The organism is Chryseobacterium fluminis (genome assembly GCF_026314945.1).
GTDB classification, from domain to species: domain Bacteria; phylum Bacteroidota; class Bacteroidia; order Flavobacteriales; family Weeksellaceae; genus Chryseobacterium; species Chryseobacterium fluminis.
Window position 1 is genome coordinate 4,272,690 of the sequence record NZ_CP111121.1, and the last position, 21,696, is coordinate 4,294,385.

At 38.8% G+C, this 21,696-nt stretch carries 18 protein-coding genes; 15 read left to right on the forward strand and 3 right to left on the reverse strand.

Annotated features, from left to right (window positions below; all coding sequences use genetic code 11):
• Positions 1-17: 17 nt before the first annotated feature.
• The 15 genes from ODZ84_RS19595 (at position 18) to polA (ending at position 20,364) form a co-directional block, all read left to right on the forward strand.
• On the forward strand, positions 18-2,513 hold the full coding sequence (locus tag ODZ84_RS19595; protein ID WP_266174087.1) for an ATP-dependent Clp protease ATP-binding subunit: 2,496 nt from the start codon (positions 18-20) through the stop codon (positions 2,511-2,513).
• A 38-nt stretch (positions 2,514-2,551) separates the two neighbouring features.
• Positions 2,552-3,406, forward strand: coding sequence for a lytic transglycosylase domain-containing protein (locus ODZ84_RS19600; RefSeq protein WP_266174088.1), 855 nt, complete (start codon positions 2,552-2,554; stop codon positions 3,404-3,406).
• Positions 3,407-3,464: 58 nt separating this feature from the next.
• Positions 3,465-5,402 (forward strand): type VI secretion system Vgr family protein, encoded by a 1,938-nt coding sequence (locus ODZ84_RS19605; protein WP_266174089.1) that lies wholly within the window; start codon positions 3,465-3,467, stop codon positions 5,400-5,402.
• A gap of 2 nt (positions 5,403-5,404) precedes the next feature.
• Positions 5,405-7,075 carry a T6SS phospholipase effector Tle1-like catalytic domain-containing protein gene (locus ODZ84_RS19610; protein WP_266174090.1) on the forward strand — a complete coding sequence of 557 codons (1,671 nt, stop codon included), beginning with the start codon at positions 5,405-5,407 and terminating at the stop codon, positions 7,073-7,075.
• Positions 7,076-7,161: 86 nt separating this feature from the next.
• On the forward strand, positions 7,162-8,145 hold the full coding sequence (locus ODZ84_RS19615; RefSeq protein WP_266174091.1) for a DUF2931 family protein: 984 nt from the start codon (positions 7,162-7,164) through the stop codon (positions 8,143-8,145).
• A 345-nt stretch (positions 8,146-8,490) separates the two neighbouring features.
• The gene (locus ODZ84_RS19620) at positions 8,491-9,552 is read left to right on the forward strand and encodes a DUF2931 family protein (protein ID WP_266174092.1); all 1,062 of its coding nucleotides are present in this window, start codon (positions 8,491-8,493) and stop codon (positions 9,550-9,552) included.
• A gap of 345 nt (positions 9,553-9,897) precedes the next feature.
• Complete coding sequence (gene tssD, locus ODZ84_RS19625; protein ID WP_266174093.1) at positions 9,898-10,317, forward strand: type VI secretion system tube protein TssD; 420 nt, start codon at positions 9,898-9,900, stop codon at positions 10,315-10,317.
• A gap of 253 nt (positions 10,318-10,570) precedes the next feature.
• Complete coding sequence (locus ODZ84_RS19630; RefSeq protein ID WP_266174094.1) at positions 10,571-12,757, forward strand: type VI secretion system Vgr family protein; 2,187 nt, start codon at positions 10,571-10,573, stop codon at positions 12,755-12,757.
• A gap of 5 nt (positions 12,758-12,762) precedes the next feature.
• Positions 12,763-13,809 (forward strand): LysM peptidoglycan-binding domain-containing protein, encoded by a 1,047-nt coding sequence (locus ODZ84_RS19635; RefSeq protein WP_266174095.1) that lies wholly within the window; start codon positions 12,763-12,765, stop codon positions 13,807-13,809.
• 195 nt (positions 13,810-14,004) lie between these two features.
• Entirely contained in the window at positions 14,005-14,502 is a 498-nt protein-coding gene (locus ODZ84_RS19640) for a hypothetical protein (protein WP_266174096.1), read from the forward strand.
• An 11-nt stretch (positions 14,503-14,513) separates the two neighbouring features.
• Complete coding sequence (locus ODZ84_RS19645; protein WP_266174098.1) at positions 14,514-15,839, forward strand: hypothetical protein; 1,326 nt, start codon at positions 14,514-14,516, stop codon at positions 15,837-15,839.
• Between the two features lie 359 nt (positions 15,840-16,198).
• Complete coding sequence (locus ODZ84_RS19650; RefSeq protein ID WP_266174099.1) at positions 16,199-16,411, forward strand: HNH endonuclease signature motif containing protein; 213 nt, start codon at positions 16,199-16,201, stop codon at positions 16,409-16,411.
• Between the two features lie 11 nt (positions 16,412-16,422).
• The gene (locus ODZ84_RS19655) at positions 16,423-16,833 is read left to right on the forward strand and encodes an SMI1/KNR4 family protein (protein WP_266174100.1); all 411 of its coding nucleotides are present in this window, start codon (positions 16,423-16,425) and stop codon (positions 16,831-16,833) included.
• A 265-nt stretch (positions 16,834-17,098) separates the two neighbouring features.
• On the forward strand, positions 17,099-17,371 hold the full coding sequence (locus ODZ84_RS19660; RefSeq protein WP_266174101.1) for an Imm51 family immunity protein: 273 nt from the start codon (positions 17,099-17,101) through the stop codon (positions 17,369-17,371).
• 152 nt (positions 17,372-17,523) lie between these two features.
• On the forward strand, positions 17,524-20,364 hold the full coding sequence (gene polA / locus ODZ84_RS19665) for a DNA polymerase I (RefSeq protein WP_266174103.1): 2,841 nt from the start codon (positions 17,524-17,526) through the stop codon (positions 20,362-20,364).
• Between the two features lie 206 nt (positions 20,365-20,570).
• On the opposite strand, the gene ODZ84_RS19670 is transcribed toward polA, so the two are convergent.
• From ODZ84_RS19670 to ODZ84_RS19680, 3 genes are all read right to left on the reverse strand, one after another.
• A complete protein-coding gene (locus tag ODZ84_RS19670; protein WP_266174104.1) occupies positions 20,571-20,849 on the reverse strand; it encodes a hypothetical protein in 279 nt (92 codons plus the stop codon).
• Positions 20,850-20,932: 83 nt separating this feature from the next.
• Entirely contained in the window at positions 20,933-21,229 is a 297-nt protein-coding gene (locus ODZ84_RS19675; protein WP_266174105.1) for a hypothetical protein, read from the reverse strand.
• Positions 21,230-21,295: 66 nt separating this feature from the next.
• Positions 21,296-21,691 carry an immunity 22 family protein gene (locus tag ODZ84_RS19680; RefSeq protein ID WP_266174106.1) on the reverse strand — a complete coding sequence of 132 codons (396 nt, stop codon included), beginning with the start codon at positions 21,689-21,691 and terminating at the stop codon, positions 21,296-21,298.
• Positions 21,692-21,696 lie beyond the last annotated feature (5 nt).

Sequence of the window (21,696 nt, forward strand, 5' to 3'; positions counted from 1 at the left end):
TTGAGAAAAATTGTAAAATGGGAGTACTAGTAACCAACGAAACAGTAAAACAACTCTTTCATATCGCACAGTCCATTGCCAGGGAAAATTATAATGCGTCCTACGGCGGTCCGCACATCCTTCAGGCTCTGATGCATAAAGATATCGGATTAAACGAATTTTTAAAAAGTATCGATAAAGATCCCGGATATTTCTATGAATGGGCCGATGTGCGCATAGAGGATTATCCGAAGACCACCCATCTTCCCAACGAAGTAGGAGAAGATGAATTTGTTGATAATATCGTTGAAGAAGCTGATGATATCCGTCTGAAATTAGGCCTGGACGAAATTACCCCGATCTGTATTCTGACAGCTATTGTGAAGCCCCAGGTTGCTTTTACCCTACAGCAGCTGAAATCATTGCCGCTCAGAGAGCACGAAATTTTTAATTTATACAGAAAAGATACTCCTTACGAAACTGCAGACAGCGGAGAATTCTCATCCATTTTTTCCAATGGCTCAGATTACAGCGATACTTCTTTCCCGTCCCTTAAAAGCTATTGCATCGACAGAACGGCGCAGGCCCGGAAAGGAGAACTGGAGAATATCATCGGAAGAGATAAAGAATTAAGGATGCTTGTTGAAATCCTTTGCAGAAGAAGTAAACCCAATGTGATTATCATCGGTGAGCCGGGAGTGGGTAAAACAGCTTTGGTGGAAGGATTTGCCACAGAAATTATCAAAGGGAACGTTCCTGAAATGCTGAAAAACGGTACTTTACTGGAACTGGATACCGGAGCTCTGCTGGCCGGAACTTCTTATAAAGGGGAAATTGAAGACCGTCTCAAGAAAGTCATCAACGAATGTAAAAAAATAGAAAAAGCCATCCTTTTTATCGATGAAATTCACACTCTTTTAGATCCGAAAGGAAGTATCGGAAACGTAGCCAATCTTCTGAAACCTGAACTGGCAAGAGGGGAAATTACGGTAATCGGTGCGACGACCCAGGAGGAGTACAGAAAAATTATAGAGCCGGAACAGGCTTTTAACCGCCGGTTTGAAGTGCTGACGGTAAATGAACCTGATGAAAAAACATGTGTCAAAATGATTGATGTTTTACTGGAAGGTTATAAAAAGCACCATGGCATTGAAGTTGAAAAAACCGCACTTCCTGAATGTGTGCGTCTGGCAAAAAGATATGCAAAAGGCAAAAAGCTGCCGGATGCTGCCATCGATTTGCTGGACAGAACCATGGCCGCAATAAAAATGCTGGATGAGCTTTCTGAAAAAGAGCTTGAAAGCTGGAAAGCAAGATATGACGAAATTCTGCAGGAAGAATTTTTTGACGATAAAGATAAAGCAGATGAACTCATCTGGACCTATAATCTGTTACGGGATAAAATAAGTCCGATTTTGTGGGGTTCGCTGAGTGAGCAGCCACAAATCGACAATTCGATGCCGGTAGAGGCTATTCAGAAAATTATTGAAGATACCTACACCGAACTTCTGCAGCATGCAGCGGTAAAAAGAGAAAAGGTAGACCGTCTGGAACTGGCAGCAGTAATGGCCGCGAAAACCAATATCCCGATCGGGAAAATTCAGGCGCAGGAAAAAGAAAAGCTACTGAATATGGAAGGCCTTCTCATGAACAGGGTTGTAGGGCAGGATCATGCTTTAAAAATTCTTTCCGATGCCATCGTCGAAAACCGGAGCGGATTGAATAAACCCGGCCAGCCTATCGGTTCATTCTTCCTTTTAGGACCTACAGGAACCGGAAAAACAGAGCTGGCAAAATCAATGGCAGAATTGCTTTTCAATGATGAAAAAGCCATGGTGCGTTTTGATATGTCAGAATTTAAAGAAGAGCACTCAGCAGCACTTCTCTACGGTGCCCCTCCGGGATATGTAGGCTATGAGGAAGGAGGAATGCTGGTGAATAAAATCAGGCAGCAGCCTTACACCGTCGTATTATTTGATGAGATAGAAAAAGCCCATCATTCTGTTTTCGATGTGTTTCTGCAGATCATGGACGAAGGAAAGGTGCATGATAAGCTTGGAAAGGAAGGGGATTTCAGCAATGCCCTGATCTTATTTACATCAAATATCGGAAGTGAAGAAATTGTAAGACAGTTTGAAGAAGGAAAAATACCGGAATCTTCATCATTAATGCAGATTATGTCGAATTCAGGACGGTTCAGGCCGGAATTTCTGGCGAGAATTACGGAAATTATTCCTTTTGCACCGATTACCGAATCTATTGCAGAAAGAATATTTAATATTCAGCTGAAATCACTGCACACTTCATTAACGCGACTGGGAATGAGCCTCAGAATAAGTGATGAAGCGGTGAAACATCTTGCTCTTGGCGGATTCAGCAGTAAATACGGAGCCCGACAGATCTCCGGAGTTATCAGGTCCCAACTGGCGAGACCCATTTCAAAAATGATCGTACGGGAAGAAGTGAAATCCGGACAGACCATTCATGTTGACTGGAATACGGAGGAAGAAAAACTAACCTGGAAAGTAGAATAAACTAATATATGCATTAGCCTTATTCAAAAAATAAAACAATGAAACCAAATCTCAGAAATATCTTACCTATTCTTATCATACTGACTTCACAGCTGGTACGCGGGCAGTTTCTTTCTGCATCCGACACCTCAGAAAGCAGTGTGAGAAGATATAAATCCATTATCAGTTCTAACAGGGAAATCGTTCAGTTTATTGAATATTCGCTTTCTGAAAAAGGTCTGCCGAGACACCTCAGAAATTTAGCATTAATTGAATCACATTTCAACAGAAACATTACCTCCGGGGCCGGAGCCGTTGGCGTATGGCAGTTTATGACTTCCCATGCCAACCAGTATGGCCTTACAGAGCAAGATCGGAATGATTTGTATAAAAGTACCAAAACAGCAGCCGTATCCCTTTCCAGTCTTTATAAAAAGTACAATAACTGGGTAACGGTGGTTGCCGCCTACAACTGCGGAGAAGGAAATGTTGCCAAGGCAATGCAGGCAGCAGGATCTTCCCAATATCATATTTTTTACAAATACCTTCCTGCTGAAACCATAAACCACGTTAAAAAATACCTCAATGCCTGCTATGCAACAGGAGAATTACAGAGTGTGTTAAGCAATTATAATTCATCGAGAATGAATACTGTTTTCTTTGGTAATGGCGGGAGTAAAATCAACAACGGTGACCTGTCACAAACAGAGATTAATGCAGGTTTTAATTTAAAAATAATAGCCGACGAACTGAAAGTAGAGGAAGAAAAACTGCTTTCCTGGAATCCCGGGATTGATCAGGAACTTCAGAATAAAGGAGTAGGTACACTCTACCTGCCGACAGATTTAATGCCGGATTTTTTACTGCGAAAGACAAAGATTCTTTCCCGGTCGATCAAAGAAGGCGTAAAATAATCACCAAATAATATGAACACTGAGCGATAATGTTTAACCGTTCCAAATACAAGGTAATATGAAAACAGAATCACAAAATATACTAAAAAGCCCGTCATTCCGTCCATCACAAAATGCAGACGGCGTATCGGAAAATCATCATGCAGGAATCAACAGGCTGGTCAAGCTATCGGTGGTCATCGAAGGTAAGGTGATCAGATATTACAAACATTTTAAGCTAAAGCAAAGCGCAAAACGTCATCACGAATTTACGCTTACCCTGGCCCACGATGCGCTGGGTGACCGCCAGACCCATACCCTGGAGGAAGCTAATAAATTTCTCGGAAAACGCCTGACAGCAGTAATCTCCTATAAAGACATCGAAGACAGTCCGGAGAGAACTTTCGTAGGGGTCATCACCGGAGTGGGTTTCAGCCAGGAAAAAATGAGCCTGGGCAATATTGTTCTTTCAGGATACAGTCCGACGATTTTATTGGACGGTGCGCCCCACATCCAGAGTTTTGGAGGCGGACAACCTGTCAATATGGGAATTATCGCGGAAGAAGTAATTAAACAGGGAATCGACAAGAGCCGCTTTGATGTACGGATTGACACCAATGATTATTCTCAGATCATCTACAGCAGTCAGTACGATGAAACCCATTATAATTATCTGGCCAGGATGGCTGAAGCCTATGGCGAACAGTTTTATTATGATGGTGAAGTTCTGCATTTTGGAAAGCTTCCTGCACAGAACAAACCCATTACCCTTACTTACGGAAGCAGTGCCAATGATATTAAAGTTGAATTAAAGGCTGTACATACCAAGCCGCAGTTCTATGGATATAACAGCAATAAAAACGAAAAGCTGACTTCCGGGGAAACACCCGTTCAGCATGTGAGCGATTTGGCAAAAACGGCCTATTCCCTTAATGATAAAATCTATAAAACCCCTGCTTTGCAGGTAGCCCCCATTAAAGCAACAACCCATCTTGATATTGAATATTCTCAGAAAAGTGCGTCCGGAAGTGAAGCGGTGAATGTTTTTTCGGTATCAGGAAACACCACGGTTCCTTTTTTACATCCGGGATGCATCGTCGATATCCAGATGAGAAAAATAGATACCAATGAAAGTGATTATTTCACTAAAATTATGATCACGGAATCCACCCATGAAATAGATACCATAGGTCATTATTCCGGAAGTTTTGAAGGGATAGCTTCTGATACGGGATTTTTACCGAAACCTGAGTTTAAAATTCCAAAAGCAGAGCCTCAGATCGCTACGGTTATTTCCAATGCAGATCCGGCAGGCCAGGGAAGAGTTCAGGTGAGGTTCGACTGGCAGAATAGTGACACCACCCATTTTATCAGAATGATGAGCCCCGATGCCGGAGGAACAGACCAGATCAGCCAGAACAGAGGATATGTCGCCATTCCGGAAGTAGGGGATCAGGTGATGGTGAATTTTGTTCACAGCCATCCCGACAGACCTTTTGTAATGGGAGGAATGTTCCACGGTGGAGTAGGTCTTGGAGGCGGAGCCAACAACAGGGTAAAATCAATCCAGACCAGAAGTGGGCACAGAGTAGTTTTTACAGAAGATGAAAGCATTATTATTACCGATAAATCAGGAAACGAAATTCACTTAGATACCACAGGCAGCAACATTACTATTACAGCACCCGAAACCATGACGCTGAACTGTAAAAATATGAATATCAATGTCGGAATGAATATGACCACCAATGTGGGAATGAATAAATCCGATACCATCGTTGCGAATCATACCGAAAGCGTAGGATCTATGAAATATCTGACTACCGGTGCCGATTTTATGACCAATGTGGTCGGAAAAATGAGTCACTACGTAAAAGGAGATATGGAAGTGTACGGTGAAAAAGAACATAAATTAACAAGCCTGAAAGGCGTTGAGGTAAACAGTCAGGGGAAAGTTGAACATCACGCAGAAAAAGAAGTTCAGAATAACAGTGGTGAGAAATCTAAAAATCACTAAAAATGAGCATTGAATACTTTGTAGAAGGTAAAACCACCACTCAGACTGGTGGCAATTACAGAACCTATGCTAAAGAAGGTATTGACCATAATAGCGGAGTAGCGGTAGAGCAAAAGGGAAAGAGCAATGGCGTAAGCTATAATAAAGCAGAAAAGGTAAATCCTAATGATAAACCGGTAAATACTATTGATGTAAACCTTAACCTGTTCTTTGACGGAACACAAAATAATAAGACGAATACAGGTCTTGGCGGAAAAAACCCCACTTCCAACGGAAACGACAGTTATGCAAATGATTTCAGCAACGTGGCACGAGGATATGATGCTATAAATACAAGTGCTCCAAAACAGGTTACCGTCTATATCGAAGGGATAGGTACGGTAGATGGCAGCAGGGACACCATGAAATGGATGAATGACTATCCAAATAATGTAGGTTCTCCTTTAGGAAAGGGAGAAAGGGGTGTTGAAGCTAAAGCAACCAAAGGATGCAAAACCGGTGCCGAAGCCATCGCCAAAAAATTTAAGGGAAAAGAAATTGATACCTTAACAATCAATGTCTACGGATTCAGTCGTGGGGCTGCGGCAGCCAGACATTTTGTACATGTTGCGACAACATCGTCGAGAGCAGTTTGGAATGAAGATAAAAATAAATATTATGTCTATGCCCACCGCTGGTTCGAACAGTCGAAACAGGAAGAGGATGCCGGATCGCATAATGAACAAAATATCGAAATCAGCGCGGAAGATAAAGAGCATATATATCTGCAGACTTTCGGGTACTTTGGAGCATGTCTTCTGAAAAATAAAATTAAGATTAAACGTGTGCTCTTTAATTTTATAGGACTTTACGATACGGTGGCATCATTTGGAATGAACCACCGAGGAGTGAAAGTGGGTCCGTTCAGTGTTATCGATAATGATTCTGAAGAATTGGGATTAAATGCAGTGAGACAGGCGAGATTTGTACTTCAGATTGCTTCAGACAATGAATACAGGGATAATTTCAGCCTTACTGATATCGGAAGTACGGGCATTAACGGGCTGGAATTTACACTGCCAGGAGTACACTCTGATATTGGAGGCTCTTATCCGGATAATGAAAAGGAAAATTCAAACCTTTTTAAAGGAAGCAGATCAGAATGTGAAGAGATGAAAAAGATTCTGGAAGAGGAAGGTTGGTTTACAACCGGAGAACTGACGATCCATGAAATAGAAAAAACATTTCTCGGGTACAATTACAGTACGGTGTATGAATTGAGAGGCGTAAGATTCTTATCTAATCATTATGATAAAATACCTTTGAAACAGATGTTTCATTACTCAAAATCATTTGAAGTGGAATATGTGGATAATTTGGTAAAAGATCATGAGATTATCGATCCCATTATTATGAATGCCTTTAATAAGTTGGTTGCTTATATGAACCAGTGTAATCAGATCAGAAACGGATATGTCGCTAAAAGCAACAGGGGGGAAAAGGTTTCGGTTTCACAATATATTAAAGAAGTAAAAGAACAATCTTACCTTTCTTATATCGATGAAGAATTATTAAAAAAATTAAGGAACGGTTTTTTCCACTGGTCAGTTAATCTTGGCTCTACAGGAATGGGGCCGAACATTGCCAGTGTCGCGACTGCGGATAAAAGGAAAAGATACATCATTCCCGGATAGAAAATATGAATTTAAAAACTAAAATAATAACGTGCCTGCTGGGATTATCACAGCTCATCAGTTGTCAGCAAACAAAAAAAGAATCTATGTCTAAGAAAGAATCTGTACCCGTTTACAATGTAGAAATATCACATCCGGACAATTCTTATTTAATAACTCCTGTTGAGGATAAAATTATTACATTTGAAGGAAACGACTCCAGTCTGCCTTATGGAAGTTCATCAGGAAGCTGGGGAGATTCCGGGAAAACTTTTACAGAAAGAACAGGAACTCCGAAAGGGGTTGATATTGTTTATTTTTCAAGATACGAAGATACTTTTTACCATCTGAAGACCGATTTTCCTGAACATGATATCAAAGATATGGTTCGCAGGGCCTACGCCGACGAAGAAGATAATGAGTGCGGCGTACTGAAAGAATTTGTGTATACCGATAAAGAAAACTACTGTGCTGCCTATAAAAAATTGGGCGATCTTGTTTTTGGCTTTGCACCGAAAGGAATGGTGGTAGTCTGGCTTCGTTTTGGTTATGTGCAGAAAGAATTAGGAAAATTTCAGGCTGAAGTTGTAAAAGATGATAAGAAATACGCAGATCAGCTTTTTTCTAAGATTTCTCAGACTAGAGAAGGTATTAAAAAAGATATGTTTATAGAAAACGCATCTCCGGAGCTCTGGGAGAAATACAGAACCCGCTACAATTGGTCTCCGGCCGTTCATTCGGATCATAAAGGTTTTAAGATTTTTAATATTCAGACCGAATATTATAACGGAGAACGTGAGGTTATGCTGCGTCCGTGGGTAGAAAATCCAGCTGCAAAAGAAAGGGCTGTCCCAAAAGAAATGACCTTTTTCTGGGAAACCGGGAAAGGAGAAGCTTTTGAAGGCAGGGCATTTTTTAACTGGGAAAAAGTAGATAATCAGTTCAAAAAAGCAGGTAAAGATTTCAAACTGGAGATAAAAATCGCACCAGATAATAATTCCTGTCAGGTACTTCTTAACGGTGATCCTGTAAAAGTGGACAGTACCAGGATTTATAAAAGCAATTTCACCTTTAAAGATTCTTACCAATAAAGATTTAACTTAAAATAATAATGACAGCAGAGATGTTGTCATTTTTTGTACCGTGCAATGAAATTGTCTTTTTGAGTACATTTGTATTAATAAGTCCTTGTTTTCGGGTTTAAGTAATAAATTTTATTTTAATGAGGTTTATTTTTATAATCAAATGTATTTCAGATGATTATTTTAAATTCCATGTGTTTTTGTACGGCTTGAACTTAAATTTCATGATATGATGCCGTAATTTGCACGAATTGAATAACAAAATAACAGCTTCCTGTAAACGGTAGTTTGTAATAAGAAAAAGCCTGAGATAAAAATAAACTCTGGCTGCACAGTACTGAAAAAAAACACAGAATGGACAAAAAATTACTAAAAATAGTATGCTTTTTTATACTTGTCACCCAAAATATGAGCTGTCAGAAACATAAGGAGGAAAAACTTCCTGAATTTACTGTAGAGATCAGCCACCCCACGAATAAGCTTGATATCAGTCCAGTTGAAGATAAAATTATTACTTTGGAGGGAGTGTCCGCGAGCCTGCCTTATGGAAGTTCGTCCGGATCTTGGGGATGGTCGGGAAAAGGATGGACAGAACAATACGGAACTCCAATTGGTGCAGATATTATTTATTTTTCAAGATATGAAGACACTTTTTATCATTTAAAAACAGATTTTCCCCTTGATAAGATTAAAGATTATATGAAACGGGCTTATGCAGAAGGTGAAGCGTCTTTGTATACAAAACCAATTGAGGAATACAAAAATCTTGGCAGATTCGAGCATTTCGGAAGTACAGAAAATCCTTACAGCAGCTTTTCGACATTGGTTTTTGGTTTTGCTCCGAAAGGAATGGTCGTTGTTTGGTTGCGTTTTGGTATCATTCAAATTGAATTAGGGAAATATCAGGCAGAAATCATAAAAGACGATAAAGAATTGGAAAAGAAATTTTTTTCAAAATTGTCTGTCACCCGTGAAGAGATGAAGAAAAGTAGATTTCTGGATATCTCTTCAAAGGAATGGGAAGATTACAGGACCCGATACAATTGGAAACCAATAATTTCATCTGAAAACGAGAAGTTAAGAAGATTTGAAATGAATGTGATGTACTTCAATGGTGAATCAGAAGTAATCTTGCGTCCCTGGATTGATAATATACCGCTTAAAGATAGAGCAATTCCTAAGGAACTGAATTTTACATGGGAAACAGGACCAAATGAGCAATTTATAGGCAGAGCCTATTTTAATTGGGGGAAAGTAAACCAGGTATTTAAAAAGTCTGAAAATCAAGGGAATTTAGAATTTAAAATTTCGTCTGATAACAGCAGTTTTCAGATTCTGTTAAACGGAGAACTGTTACCTGCAGATAGTATAAGAGTTTTTAAATCAGAAAGAGACTTCCACGAATCTTATAAATAAATTCAAAGTTCATATAATTTAAAATGACAGCAGAGATGTTGTCATTTTTTGTACCATAGAATGATTGGCCTTTAAGTTAACTGGTGTTAACAAATCTTAATATTTCCCTTACAGGTGTAAATATCTGATATTATTTTTATGTATTGAAGGATTATAATAATCTGTTTTTCAATAAAATATTTAAGTGTATATATCCCTGGATCGTAGAATTACTACACGAAGTCGTAGAATTACTACAAAAGTTTAAATAGCGGTCAAAATACTTTCAGCTGAAATTAAAGTGGTCTATATTTGCTAAACACAATCACCAAGTCACAAAATATTAACGATTAAAATTTACAAATCATGGCAGCAAATTCGAGAGGAATTTTAAAATTCAACGGAGGCGAAGATCAGAAACTGTTAAAGCTGAACTATAGTGTATCAAGATCTACAGATGTATCAGGCAGAGTAGCTTCGGATCCTTCCAATGCATTGGTTAAAGTTACAGTAGAAGCTACTGACAAATCGGACATTCTTGAAAGCTTATTAAACGGAAAATACAAACCGACATCAGGTTTAATCACCTTCAACAAATCTCATGAAGAAGGTACTTTAATTACTTTAAACTGGGAGAACGGGTACGTTATCCAGCACGAAGTAGATTTCGACGCTGTAGACGAAAACAGCATGTTGATCAGTTTTATCGTAAGCGCTGAAACGATCAATTATGGTGATTCCGAGTACAAAGGATTATGGCCTGGCGACGGTGGTCAGAGAAACTAAAAAATCATCATCTTAGTAAAATAAAATTGGTACAGAATAGTAAACTCATAAAGAGGAAACTATTCTGTTTTTTTCTTTGTGGGAACAAATGAAATACAGATGAATATCCATCTGACAATAACGATATTCCATTTCATTTGTATGACAGATAATTTTCAATTGATACTCATTAATTGAAAATATTTTGGTTCGATATATGCTGTAAGTATTTAATAGTGAATGTTATATCAAAATAAATAAAACACAAGATACCATGTTTCAGGATAAGAAATCAACAAAACTACAGAGTCCGGATACCGTAGATCATTCTACGATGAATATAAAGGATGAGGCTAAAGATGAAGCCGCGAAAGTGGCTGAAGAAAAATTGCAACCGCTGAACGAGTCCATACGGAAAACAACTCAAAAAGTAGCTGAAGCACAGCGGGTTTCCCCGGCAGTTACCGGCAATATTCCCCATATGTTTATGAACCAGCTGACCGGAGACAATGACCCCTCCGTCGTGGAAGATAAAGTATGGTCTAAACAGCCGACCTCCAGAATATATAACGCAGAGGCCATTCCGGAAAGCCAGGTGATGGGGATCAACCGGGTGGTAAAGCTTGACATTGTCATTGAAGGAAAAAATATACAGCATTTCAAACATTTTAAGCTGACCCAAAGTGCTGTAAGACATCACGAGTTCAGCCTTATGCTGGCATACGACAGTCTGGGGAATGCCGAAAATCATCAGCTTGAAGAAGCTCAGAACTTTCTGGGAAAACGCATTACCGTTGTTTTCAAATATAAAGATGTTGAAGACGGTCCTGAAAGAAATTTTGTCGGCGTTATCACAGAAGTAGGTTTCAGTCAGGAGAAAGGAAGTTTAGGGAATATTTTACTGACGGGTTTCAGTCCAACCGTTCTTTTAGACGCGGCTCCCCATATTCAGAGTTTTGGAGGAGCAAAAGAAATAAGTTTAAACAGCATTGCCCATCAGGTCATAAAGGAGGCCTTCGGACAAAATAAATTCGATTTTCGCGTAGATGCCCAGCATGGAAATGTCTCTTACAGTTCGCAGTATGAAGAGACCCACTACAATTATCTGGCAAGAATAGCAGAAGCTTATGGCGAGCAGTTTTATTACGATGGTGAAGTTCTCCATTTCGGAAAGCTTCCCCCACAGGAAAAACCGGTCCGCCTTACCTATGGAAGCAGTGTGAATGATGTAAAGATCAAAATGAAGGCTCAGCATGTAAATCCTACCTTCTATGGCTATAACAGCAGTAAGAACGAAAAACTGACAACCGGAAATTCAAAAATAAACCACACCTCCGATATCGCAAAAAGAGCATACGAAATTTCAGACAAAACATTTCAGACCCCATCCTTAAGAGTGGCACCCATTAAGGCTGCTTCATTCATGGATATCGACGCTTCCCAAAAAGGAACGGCAGGAAGTAAGGCTGCAGATGTATTTTTGACTTCCGCCACCACAACGGTTCCATTTTTATACCCCGGATGTGTGGCAGATATTGAAATGCGTAAAAAAGAGACCAATGAGACCTCTTATTTTACCAAATTAATGATCATTGAAGTGACCCACGAAGTAGATGCAAGAGGATACTACGACGGGACATTTGAAGCCATCGCTTCAGATACCGGATTTATTCCGCGTCCCGAGTTTGAACAGCCAAAAGCCGAACCGCAGTTTGCAAAAGTGGTCTCCAATACAGATCCGCTGAATCAGGGGCGTGTACAGGTCCAGTTTGACTGGCAGAGTGGAGCGGATACTACAGAATTTATCCGTGTGATGTCTCCTGACGCGGGAAGCAGTGATAAAGTAAACAAAAACCGCGGCTTCATGTCTGTTCCCGAAGTAGGCGACCAGGTGATTACCAATTTTGTACACCAGCACCCGGACCGGCCGTTTGTGATGGGCGGAATGTTTCATGGAAGTATCGGCGCTGGCGGCGGTACAGGGAATAATATTAAAAGTTTAAGCAGCCGTAGCGGGAATAAGCTTGAATTAAATGATGGTGAAGGTTCCGTCTATCTAACCGATCAGGGAGGAGCTAATATGAAATTCGATGGGGCGGGAAATGCTACTACCAATACCAACAATGATAAAATCGTCAATGTCGGAAACAACAATACAAAAACAGTTAAAAATAATAATACGACGAGTGTTGGTTGTAAGCATACTACAGATGTAGGAGAAGGGCAGAGTGTGCTGACTATGGGAAAAGATGGAGTGATAGACCTGAGCGGAGCAGAGAAAGTAACTTTGAAAGTAGGTGAAAGTTATATTGAGATCACAGGAACTTCCATTACCATAAAATCTGATACGGTACACATAGAAGGAGTAACCACCACTAATGTAGGGAAAAAAGGCGGCAGCCCGGGAATGGTGGTGAACAGCAATGTAATCATTAAAGGTGGTCAGGTAGATATAAATTAGAAAAAATGGAAATAATTAAATACGAGATAAAAAAAGGAGATACATTAGAATCAATAGCTATACAGCAGGGATTGCCTGTACGGGAACTTGTAAATTTTCATAATGAGAACTGTGGATTAACGAATATGATTATTGGAGATAAAGTTCCAATTCAGTTGACATTCATATTACTGGAAAAAGAAAAAAAAGATATAAATGAAGAAGATATATTTGCTGCCAGGTACAGATGTGAACAGATCAACACTTCAAAATTTAATGGAAATCTGGTTCATTATGTTGAACAGAATTTTCAATATCTGCTCAAAATTAATTTCCAGGAAAAAACAGGGCATGTAAAACTTGAAGATTACAAAAAAAATATGTCTCCTGCCCTGATTGCTGAAACTTTTGATTTTATTGAGGCTACCGAAAGGATAAAAAATAATGTCAGCTTTAAATTGAATTCTAAAGGTAAAATCAAAGAGATTACCAATAAGGAGGAAATTAATAAGAACTGGAATGATTTTAAGGAAAATACTTTTAATAATCTTGCTTTTATTAAGAAGCTTCAGGAGGTCAATCCGTCTGCCGTACATGAACTTAAGAATATAGGGGACAGGCAATTTTCTCTTTCTGCGAACAATGAAGAAGAATACTGGAGAAATTTCTTCTATTTCTGTTGTTTTGATCAATATCTATTCAATAATGATCATTGGGATGAAATGAAGTTTGATTTTGTATCTACTATTGTACCGCCCATTATTATACCTTTGTCAATACGGTATGATAAAGTAGATGAGAAAGACGGTATCATAACTGTTAGGAAAGTGGCTGAATATAAACTGACGGAAAACCTCGAAAAAGAAATAATCAAAAGATACGATGAACTTCACAAAAGTGTTGTTAAATATAACTTTACAGCATATAAACTCATCTTCAGATCTACCATTGAAATAGATAGCAGCAATAAAACCTTAAAAACAGGAAAAGTTGTCTTAAAAGAAGAAGTATCGGATAACATAGAAAATGAATGTACCTTCATTATTAAAAAATTAGAAAATTTCACACCATAATATATGGAGAAAAAAGAGTTTAGATTTCAGGGATTGGACGCGGAAACTGAATTAAGAATATCACTATTACTGATTATCCCTTCAGTAATTATTATGATCGTAATTTTATATTTTTCACACGTAATATTTCCCGGAATATTTTTTCTGATACCGCTAATCTTAGCCGCGATACTTACTATTTCAGTAAGCATTATTTTGCTAAGACATCTCACTAAAAGAATTAATGACAAAGAATGGACTATCAAAGTTGATAACGGACAGAATGTATTTATAAAATTCAGAAATAAAGAATATAATTTCGGATTAAAAGACATCCTGATGATTAAAAATATGGGGAATGTCAATATTCGTTATCTGACTCTCAAAACAACCCTGGACACCATTAAAATCCGGGTTGGAAATACAGGTTTTGCTCCTTTTTCTACACCAGAAGATATTCATGAATTGGATTCTTTTGTAGAGTTTCTGAAACCTTACATAGAAAAGAACTTTAATAAAAAGATTTTAAAAAACGCAGCTAACCCCAATATTATTCCAAATTTTGGGGTATATATTGAAAAACAGCAGAAAATTCGCTACACCTTAATTAATAAGCTAAAACCTTGGCAGATAGCAACGCTTATTGTAGGAACCCTGATGCTGATTATGTTTACATTGATGAAAGTTTTATTTTATTATTTTGATAACCATTAAATAAAATCTCAATGGCAGTTTATTTACCACAAAGAGTTTATGCTGTATGTACAAGCCAATTGAGCTCTGGATACAAGCAATTTGAAATCAGTGATAAGAGACCCGGCAAAACAGTCCTGCTTGGCTCACAGAATCGTGTTTTTCTGGTTAAATTGGATAAAAAATTATCTGATGATTTTACTTGCAAAAGTGGATGGAGCTCTGGAGCCGGAACAGTTGCTTTTGGGGGAGGTGTCGTAGGAGGGATGTTACTTGTAGCCGCTACAGCAGCAACTGTTCCTGTAGCAGGATGGATTGTTGGAGGTATAATAGCAGTTGCCGCTATTGGTTTCGGGATTTGGCAGATGATGCAAAGTCCTACCTGCAGTGAAATGATTGGTTATGATGAAAGCATGTGGAAGCTTTATCATGAAAAAGTCAGTTTCGATAAGAATTGCATCAGAGAAGATTTATCCTTGGCCCTGACTAAAAAATCTATGCTGGCGTGCAAGGAGGGCGGAGTATTATTGCCTTTCATCAGCGAAACCCAGGCGAGTATAGCTGCAAGTAATATAGCTTCTAATAATAGGATGGAGATGGGAGTGAATATAGGATCAGGTTTAATAGCAGGTGTTTTGTTTGGTTTTAGTTTAGGGACTGCTCTGCCGGCTGGAGGCTTTCTGGGTGGTGCCCAAAGTCTGCATATCTTAACACAGACTGCTGTTTTCGGGGCATGGTTGCCAATAGGTTTTTTTATCATTAACCCCATCGCTTCGTCCTCGGGACAGATGCTGAATAGTGTACAAAGTGATGGAGCTTATCAGAATGTGAAAGGGAATTCAGCTGAATCATCAAGTCTCATACAGCCTACAGATAGCTGGGATCCGCTTTCTCCAAGAAATGATATGATGGCTATAAGAAACAGATTGATTCAAAATAATGCTACAAGAAATGATATAGCGGCATTTGATGCAGGGGTGGCCGAAGCGGAAAGACAAGGCACTTATTCCCTGAGGGAAAATCCGCAGCTTAGGGAAATGATAACAAGGATGAGAAACGGCAATTTCGGCCCGGAGCTTCAGAATATGGTAACAAATAGAAATGGAAACCTCAGAGGAATGATTAACGAGCGGAACATCAACAATGTTGCTAACTCTCATTCGGAACGGGGAAATACTTCAATTATGGAGAACATGAGAGCAAATCGTGTTTCTTCTGCAACGGCTGTCGGAGGTATTATTACTCTTATTGCTCCATTCGTCAGTAATTATTTTGCTGAAGCTGCCATTAGAATTGCCGGAGAAAGCTTTGCTGCAGATACTGCAGAAAGCATAACCGTAAATGCAAATGAGGGATAATTTTATTTAAAATAGGACGGTCAGAAATTTCTTGATCTGGGAATTGAATAGTATAACGGGAAAATATAGTGAAGCATCTGTTTATTTTGAAAAAGCAGAAACTTAATAATATAAAGGCTTTAAGGTACTCCGGGACAATTGATCTGGAATCTGGCAAACCATAAAAAACCATTCCCAAGGTTTAAAGACTATATTCAGTCACTTGATCCTAAGTGAAGATGGTAAATTTGCGTACAGTGATTTGGGGTAGCCGGTTTTAAGACAGACTTTCGGTAATTGTATAATACCATCTGAAAAAACCATCTGTAAAACCAGGGCAGACAAATACAATACCGATACAATATTCCGGAGATTATAAAATGGATTTTGAAGCTGCAAGTTTGGCAGCTTTAGGACAGAAGAGTACACCCAAAGGATATGTCTGGCATCATCTGGATGATTATGATCCGGTAACCAATACGGGTACCATGCAGCTGGTAAAGCAACAGGCTCATAACGGGATTTCGCATGTCGGGGGTTGTAGCCAGTATAAAACAGCTACTGGTAACTCATATACTTTTAAAACTTGGTAAATATAATTATTATGGAATTTGAGCAGACAGAAAAACAGCTAACTGAACTTGAGATTTCAGAATTTGAAAAAACAAACGGGATTAATCTTCCTGAGGATTTTATACAGCATTATCTGAATTATAATGGTGGATATCCCCCTTACGAATATGTAAAAGGGGTAAGAAATATCTTTACAATTAATGGTTTTAATTCATTGAAGTATGGCTCTTTGCCTATTGAACAAATTATTGCAGATTATAGAAAAAGCGGAATTATTTTCGAAAAAAAGATTCCGTTTGCCTATGATAATGGGGGCAATGTTTTCGTAATATCTGAAAATGGACAGGTACACATTATTGAAGCGGAATTCTTAGCTGACAAAAAATTTATTTTAGTTTCGGAAACTTTTACAGATTTTTTGAATTCTTTTTATAACGAGTAAATATTTGAGGATGGACAATGAAATGATCATAGGTAAAGACGCTCATATAAGCATCATCTCATAAAATAATAAGGAAGAAATGACCTTTCCAATGATGAATTAAAACGTTAATATATGTTATAAAGATCTTTCCAAAAACAGAAATTTATTATCTTTAATATTCAATTTAATTTTAATAAAAACAGTATGGAAGCCTACAATTTTGAAACAGCGATTAAACCCTTTTTCTGGGTGTCATCCGAAAAAACTTCTTCAGTTTGTTTAAATGCGGGAACGTACAAAACCGGATATCTTTGAATGGAGAAAAGATGAAGGTTTTGAAGGGAATGGTTATGACTGGACTTCACTGGCAAAAGTTTTTATCAGCGAGAAAAAACCACATCTTGCTGATGATATTAAATTCGATCCGGAAGCCGATATGTTCTGTGCCTACTCCGAAAAGCCGGAAAGCCTGAAAGAATTCATTTCAGATTTCAAAAAAACCTGTGATGACGATATGGTAATTCAGGATTTGTTTTCCAAAGCAGAATTAGATTAAAATCATTCTATATTGAAAGACCTCATTTTTTAAGAGGTCTTTTTATTTTAAATAGAAAAAGCGGTAAATAGAACAACTTATTTCACGAGACTTTCACCCGGACTCATTATCTTTCAGCACAAAAAAGAACTCTTTTTCTTATCTTTGTAAATATGGACGCGACTCAAGATAAAAGATTATTTCTCATCGATGCTTATGCGATGATTTTCAGAGGATATTACGCACTGATCAGAAATCCGAGACTTACCAGCAAAGGAGTGGATACCTCCGCTATTTTTGGTTTTACAAATTCTCTGATCGAACTGATCCGACGAGAAAGACCTACCCATTTAGCCGTTGTATTCGATGTAGGACAGGCCAGTGTAAGAACCGATGATTTTGCAGAGTATAAAGCCAACAGAAACGAAACCCCTGAAGCAATAAAGGTAGCGATTCCATATATTCAGAGGATTCTGGAAGCCATGCACATCCCCCATCTGGGAGTGGAAGGTTACGAAGCAGATGATGTGATCGGAACCATTGCCTGTAAAGCTGAAAAAGAAGGCTATACGACTTTTATGGTAACTCCCGATAAGGATTTTGCCCAATTGGTTACCGATAAAATTAAAATATATAAACCCGGTCTAAAAGGTGGAGACATCGAAATTCTGGGAGTAGAAGAGGTAAAGGCAAAATATGAAATCGAAGATCCGAAACAGGTGATCGATTATCTGGCCATGATGGGCGATGCCGTAGACAATATCCCCGGACTGGAAGGGGTCGGAGAAAAAACGGCCATGAAATTCCTGAAAGAATTCGGAAGCATCGAAAATCTTCTGGCCAATACCGATCAGCTGAAGGGCAAGCTTAAAGAAAAAGTGGAAGCCTCGGCAGAACGTGGAATTTTATCTAAAAAATTAGCCACAATTATTTGCGACGCTCCCATCGAATTCCACCAGGAACAGTACGATCTTGAAACCCCGGATTTTGAAAAAGTAAAAGAGGTTTTTGACGAAATAGAATTCAGAAGATTATACGAAAACCTTTACCGTGCCTTTGCTCCGGCTGCAACTTCAACAACGGTGGTTGCTGAGGTAGAAGTGACGGTTACAGAAACGTCGCCTCAGCAAAAAGTGGCGCAGGCGGTAGGTCAACTGGATCTTTTTGCGACTTATGAAGAGCTGGATCAGGCTACCTCAACCAAGTCAACCATTGATACCTACGATCATCTCTACCAGTTCGTAGATAATCCGAAAGCGCAGAAAGTTCTGGTCAATAACCTGTTAAAGCAGAAAGTAGTCTGCTTCGATACAGAGACAACTTCCCTGAATGAGCTGGAAGCAGAACTGGTCGGCATGAGCTTCTCTTATAAAAAAGGATTGGCTTACTATGTTCCCTTACCCGAAGATCAGGGTGAGGTTCTGCAGATCCTGGAGATTTTCAGACCGTTCTTTGAGAAAGAAGACCTGCTGAAAGTAGCTCACAATCTGAAATTTGACTACAAAATTCTTCAGAGATATAATATTACCGTAAAGGGAGCGATGTTTGATACCATGATTGCTCATTACCTTTTAAACCCGGACGGCAGGCACGGGATGGATTATCTTTCGGAGATTTATTTAAACTATAAACCGGTTTCTATTGAGACCATTATTGGTAAAAAAGGAAAAAATCAGGGTACTTTCAGAGATGCAGATCTCAGGACCCAGACCGACTACGCGGCGGAAGATGCAGACATCACTTTTCAACTGTATGAGCTGTTTGCCCCCCAGCTGAAAAAGGAAAAGCTTGAAGACTTATTTTTTACTATAGAAATGCCGTTGATGGAAGTTCTGGCTAAAATGGAGCTGGAAGGCATCTCTCTTGATGAAAAATGGCTGGCTCAGGAAAGTATAGATCTGGATAATGATTTAAGAAAACTGGAAGCTAAAATATTTGAAATTTCAGGAGAAGAATTCAACATGAACTCGCCAAGACAGCTGGGAGATATTCTGTTCGATAAAATGCAGCTGGATCCGAAGGCTAAAAAAACAAAAACGGGCCAATATGCCACTTCTGAAGATGTCCTTCAGAAATTAGCCTCAAAACATGAGATCATTCAGCATATTCTGGAATACAGAACCTATCAGAAGCTAAAATCAACGTATGTTGATGCATTACCTTCACAGATTGAAAAAACGGATAACCGGGTACATACCAATTTTTCACAGACTACGGCGGCAACAGGTCGTCTGGCCAGTGTAAACCCAAATTTACAGAACATCCCGATAAGAACACTCAGAGGTCAGCAGATCCGTGGCGCTTTTGTTTCAGGAGAAGGGAAAAAGATTATTTCTGCCGATTATTCACAGATCGAACTTCGTTTGATTGCTGAAATTTCCGGTGAGGATAATATGATTAAGGCTTTCCAGGATGGAGAAGATATTCATGCTTCCACCGCGGCAAAATTATTTAAAATCCCGTTGGAAGAAGTGTCGAAAACCCAAAGGAGCCAGGCAAAAACAGTAAATTTCGGAATTATTTACGGACAGGGAGCTTTTGCCCTTGCAGAACAGACCGGACTTTCGAGAGCGGAGGCCAAACAGATGATCGAAGCCTACTTTGAAACCTATCCCAAACTGAAGGAATATATGTCGGATCAGGTAAGAAAGGCCCGGGAAATAGGGTATGTGGAGACTATTCTGGGAAGGAAGCGTCATTTAAAAGATATCAATTCCAATAATTTTGTGGTGAGAGGTCATGCCGAACGGAATGCAGTAAACGCCCCGGTTCAGGGAAGCGCTGCTGATGTGGTAAAAATGGCGATGATTAAAATTCAGAAAGAACTTGAAAAAGAAAAGCTGAAGACAAAAATGTTGCTGCAGGTTCATGATGAATTAATTTTCGAAGCGCCGGTTGATGAGCTTGAAGTAGCTCAGAATATCATCAAAATGGAAATGGAAAATGCCATCGAAACGCAGGTTCCGCTATTGGTGGAAGTCGGAGTAGGGAACAACTGGCTGGAAGCGCATTAAGATTCAAAAAATAGAATGATGCTTCGGCATGCTTAATATGACAGATTTAATACTAACTGTATTATTTAAACAGTGAGTTTGTAGCCATGTCATGCTGAGCCTGTCGAAGCATTTTTTATACAATGATATTCTATGCATCTTCACCATGATTAACATGATAGTCACCGATCTGTAATGCAGAATAAATATTCATTACTTTAAATTGTTTAAGAAAGCGCAAACATTAAAAACGCGGTGAACATTACAGCACTTAAAAACAGGATAAATAATGCTGCTTTTTTAATATCACTTAAGCCCCGCCCGTCTTTTAAGATCAATCGCCTGAAGCCTCCGGAAATAAGAGACAGTAGAGCGATGAAAAAGAGTAATCCCAGAGCGGTTGCAATCCCGAACCCAAACGGTTTTGATGTTGAACCTTCATGAAAGAGAGGTAAGAAATCATAGAGAAATAAAAGATTCCAGATGATAATAAAGACGATTGGCAAAAAAGGCTTCAGAGGAAAACCGCCCTGTTTTTGCCGGGAGACAATTCGGGAATCATTTTTTATTTCCGGTGAATTTCTTTTTTCTAAAAACCGGTATTTTGAATCTCATTAATGACAGACTTCGGATTTTTCATGGTCCAGAAAATGATGTTTTCATGATAGCTCTCCACTTTATGAACGATTTTTATTCCCTGCCCAACTAATGCAAGTGAAGAATATGCCTTAATGGTAATAATATCCTGAGGCTGAAAAATAAGATTTCCAATCAGCGAAGCATTGATTTTCAGGATGTTTTCATCGACATATAAATCTGCAAAAGGATAGGTGGCGTTAGCACGTCCGATTCTGGCTCCCCCGGTAATTTTGAAAGATCTGCTCATCGAATAAATAAGTTCTGTTTTTTATTTAAGGAATAATTACTGGAATAAAAAGATGATCCTGAACTTTCAGACACTGTATTCAATCCCGCCGATGTATACCAGAGAAAAGAAATCATTTTCTACGGAAACAGGTTTTGGGATTTGCTTATTCAGAAAAATAATCGAATTGATATCCATATCAAGATTCATCGCATTGATTCTGTTAATTAAAATAGGAAGCCATTGCTCTGCGAATGAATAGTCTGAAAACTTTTCATAAAGTCCGATATTTCTGTCATCAAAGCCGTATTCTACAAAATCATGATCAAGCCAGATGGTGTCCTGGGATTCTGCAAATTTTGAAATGTATTTCTCGTCTGATTCTTCTTCCAGATAAAAATTTTCATCCTCTTCTACAAAGTCATAAAAATCCTCCTCGCTGTTGAAATTTCCTACCCAGAAATCTAGTGTTTCTATTGTCATAATTG

What these genes read in the sequence shown, in the direction of transcription:
- ODZ84_RS19600 (WP_266174088.1), top strand. Translation starts at nt 2,552, where the DNA reads ATGAAACCAAATCTCAGAAATATCTTACCTATTCTTATCATACTGACT.
- ODZ84_RS19630 (WP_266174094.1), top strand. Translation starts at nt 10,571, where the DNA reads ATGTTTCAGGATAAGAAATCAACAAAACTACAGAGTCCGGATACCGTA.
- ODZ84_RS19610 (WP_266174090.1), top strand. Translation starts at nt 5,405, where the DNA reads ATGAGCATTGAATACTTTGTAGAAGGTAAAACCACCACTCAGACTGGT.
- ODZ84_RS19650 (WP_266174099.1), top strand. Translation starts at nt 16,199, where the DNA reads ATGGATTTTGAAGCTGCAAGTTTGGCAGCTTTAGGACAGAAGAGTACA.
- ODZ84_RS19595 (WP_266174087.1), top strand. Translation starts at nt 18, where the DNA reads ATGGGAGTACTAGTAACCAACGAAACAGTAAAACAACTCTTTCATATC.
- ODZ84_RS19635 (WP_266174095.1), top strand. Translation starts at nt 12,763, where the DNA reads ATGGAAATAATTAAATACGAGATAAAAAAAGGAGATACATTAGAATCA.
- polA (WP_266174103.1), top strand. Translation starts at nt 17,524, where the DNA reads ATGGACGCGACTCAAGATAAAAGATTATTTCTCATCGATGCTTATGCG.
- ODZ84_RS19680 (WP_266174106.1), bottom strand. Translation starts at nt 21,691, where the DNA reads ATGACAATAGAAACACTAGATTTCTGGGTAGGAAATTTCAACAGCGAG.
- tssD (WP_266174093.1), top strand. Translation starts at nt 9,898, where the DNA reads ATGGCAGCAAATTCGAGAGGAATTTTAAAATTCAACGGAGGCGAAGAT.
- ODZ84_RS19620 (WP_266174092.1), top strand. Translation starts at nt 8,491, where the DNA reads ATGGACAAAAAATTACTAAAAATAGTATGCTTTTTTATACTTGTCACC.
- ODZ84_RS19615 (WP_266174091.1), top strand. Translation starts at nt 7,162, where the DNA reads ATGTCTAAGAAAGAATCTGTACCCGTTTACAATGTAGAAATATCACAT.
- ODZ84_RS19605 (WP_266174089.1), top strand. Translation starts at nt 3,465, where the DNA reads ATGAAAACAGAATCACAAAATATACTAAAAAGCCCGTCATTCCGTCCA.
- ODZ84_RS19645 (WP_266174098.1), top strand. Translation starts at nt 14,514, where the DNA reads ATGGCAGTTTATTTACCACAAAGAGTTTATGCTGTATGTACAAGCCAA.
- ODZ84_RS19675 (WP_266174105.1), bottom strand. Translation starts at nt 21,229, where the DNA reads ATGAGCAGATCTTTCAAAATTACCGGGGGAGCCAGAATCGGACGTGCT.
- ODZ84_RS19655 (WP_266174100.1), top strand. Translation starts at nt 16,423, where the DNA reads ATGGAATTTGAGCAGACAGAAAAACAGCTAACTGAACTTGAGATTTCA.
- ODZ84_RS19660 (WP_266174101.1), top strand. Translation starts at nt 17,099, where the DNA reads ATGCGGGAACGTACAAAACCGGATATCTTTGAATGGAGAAAAGATGAA.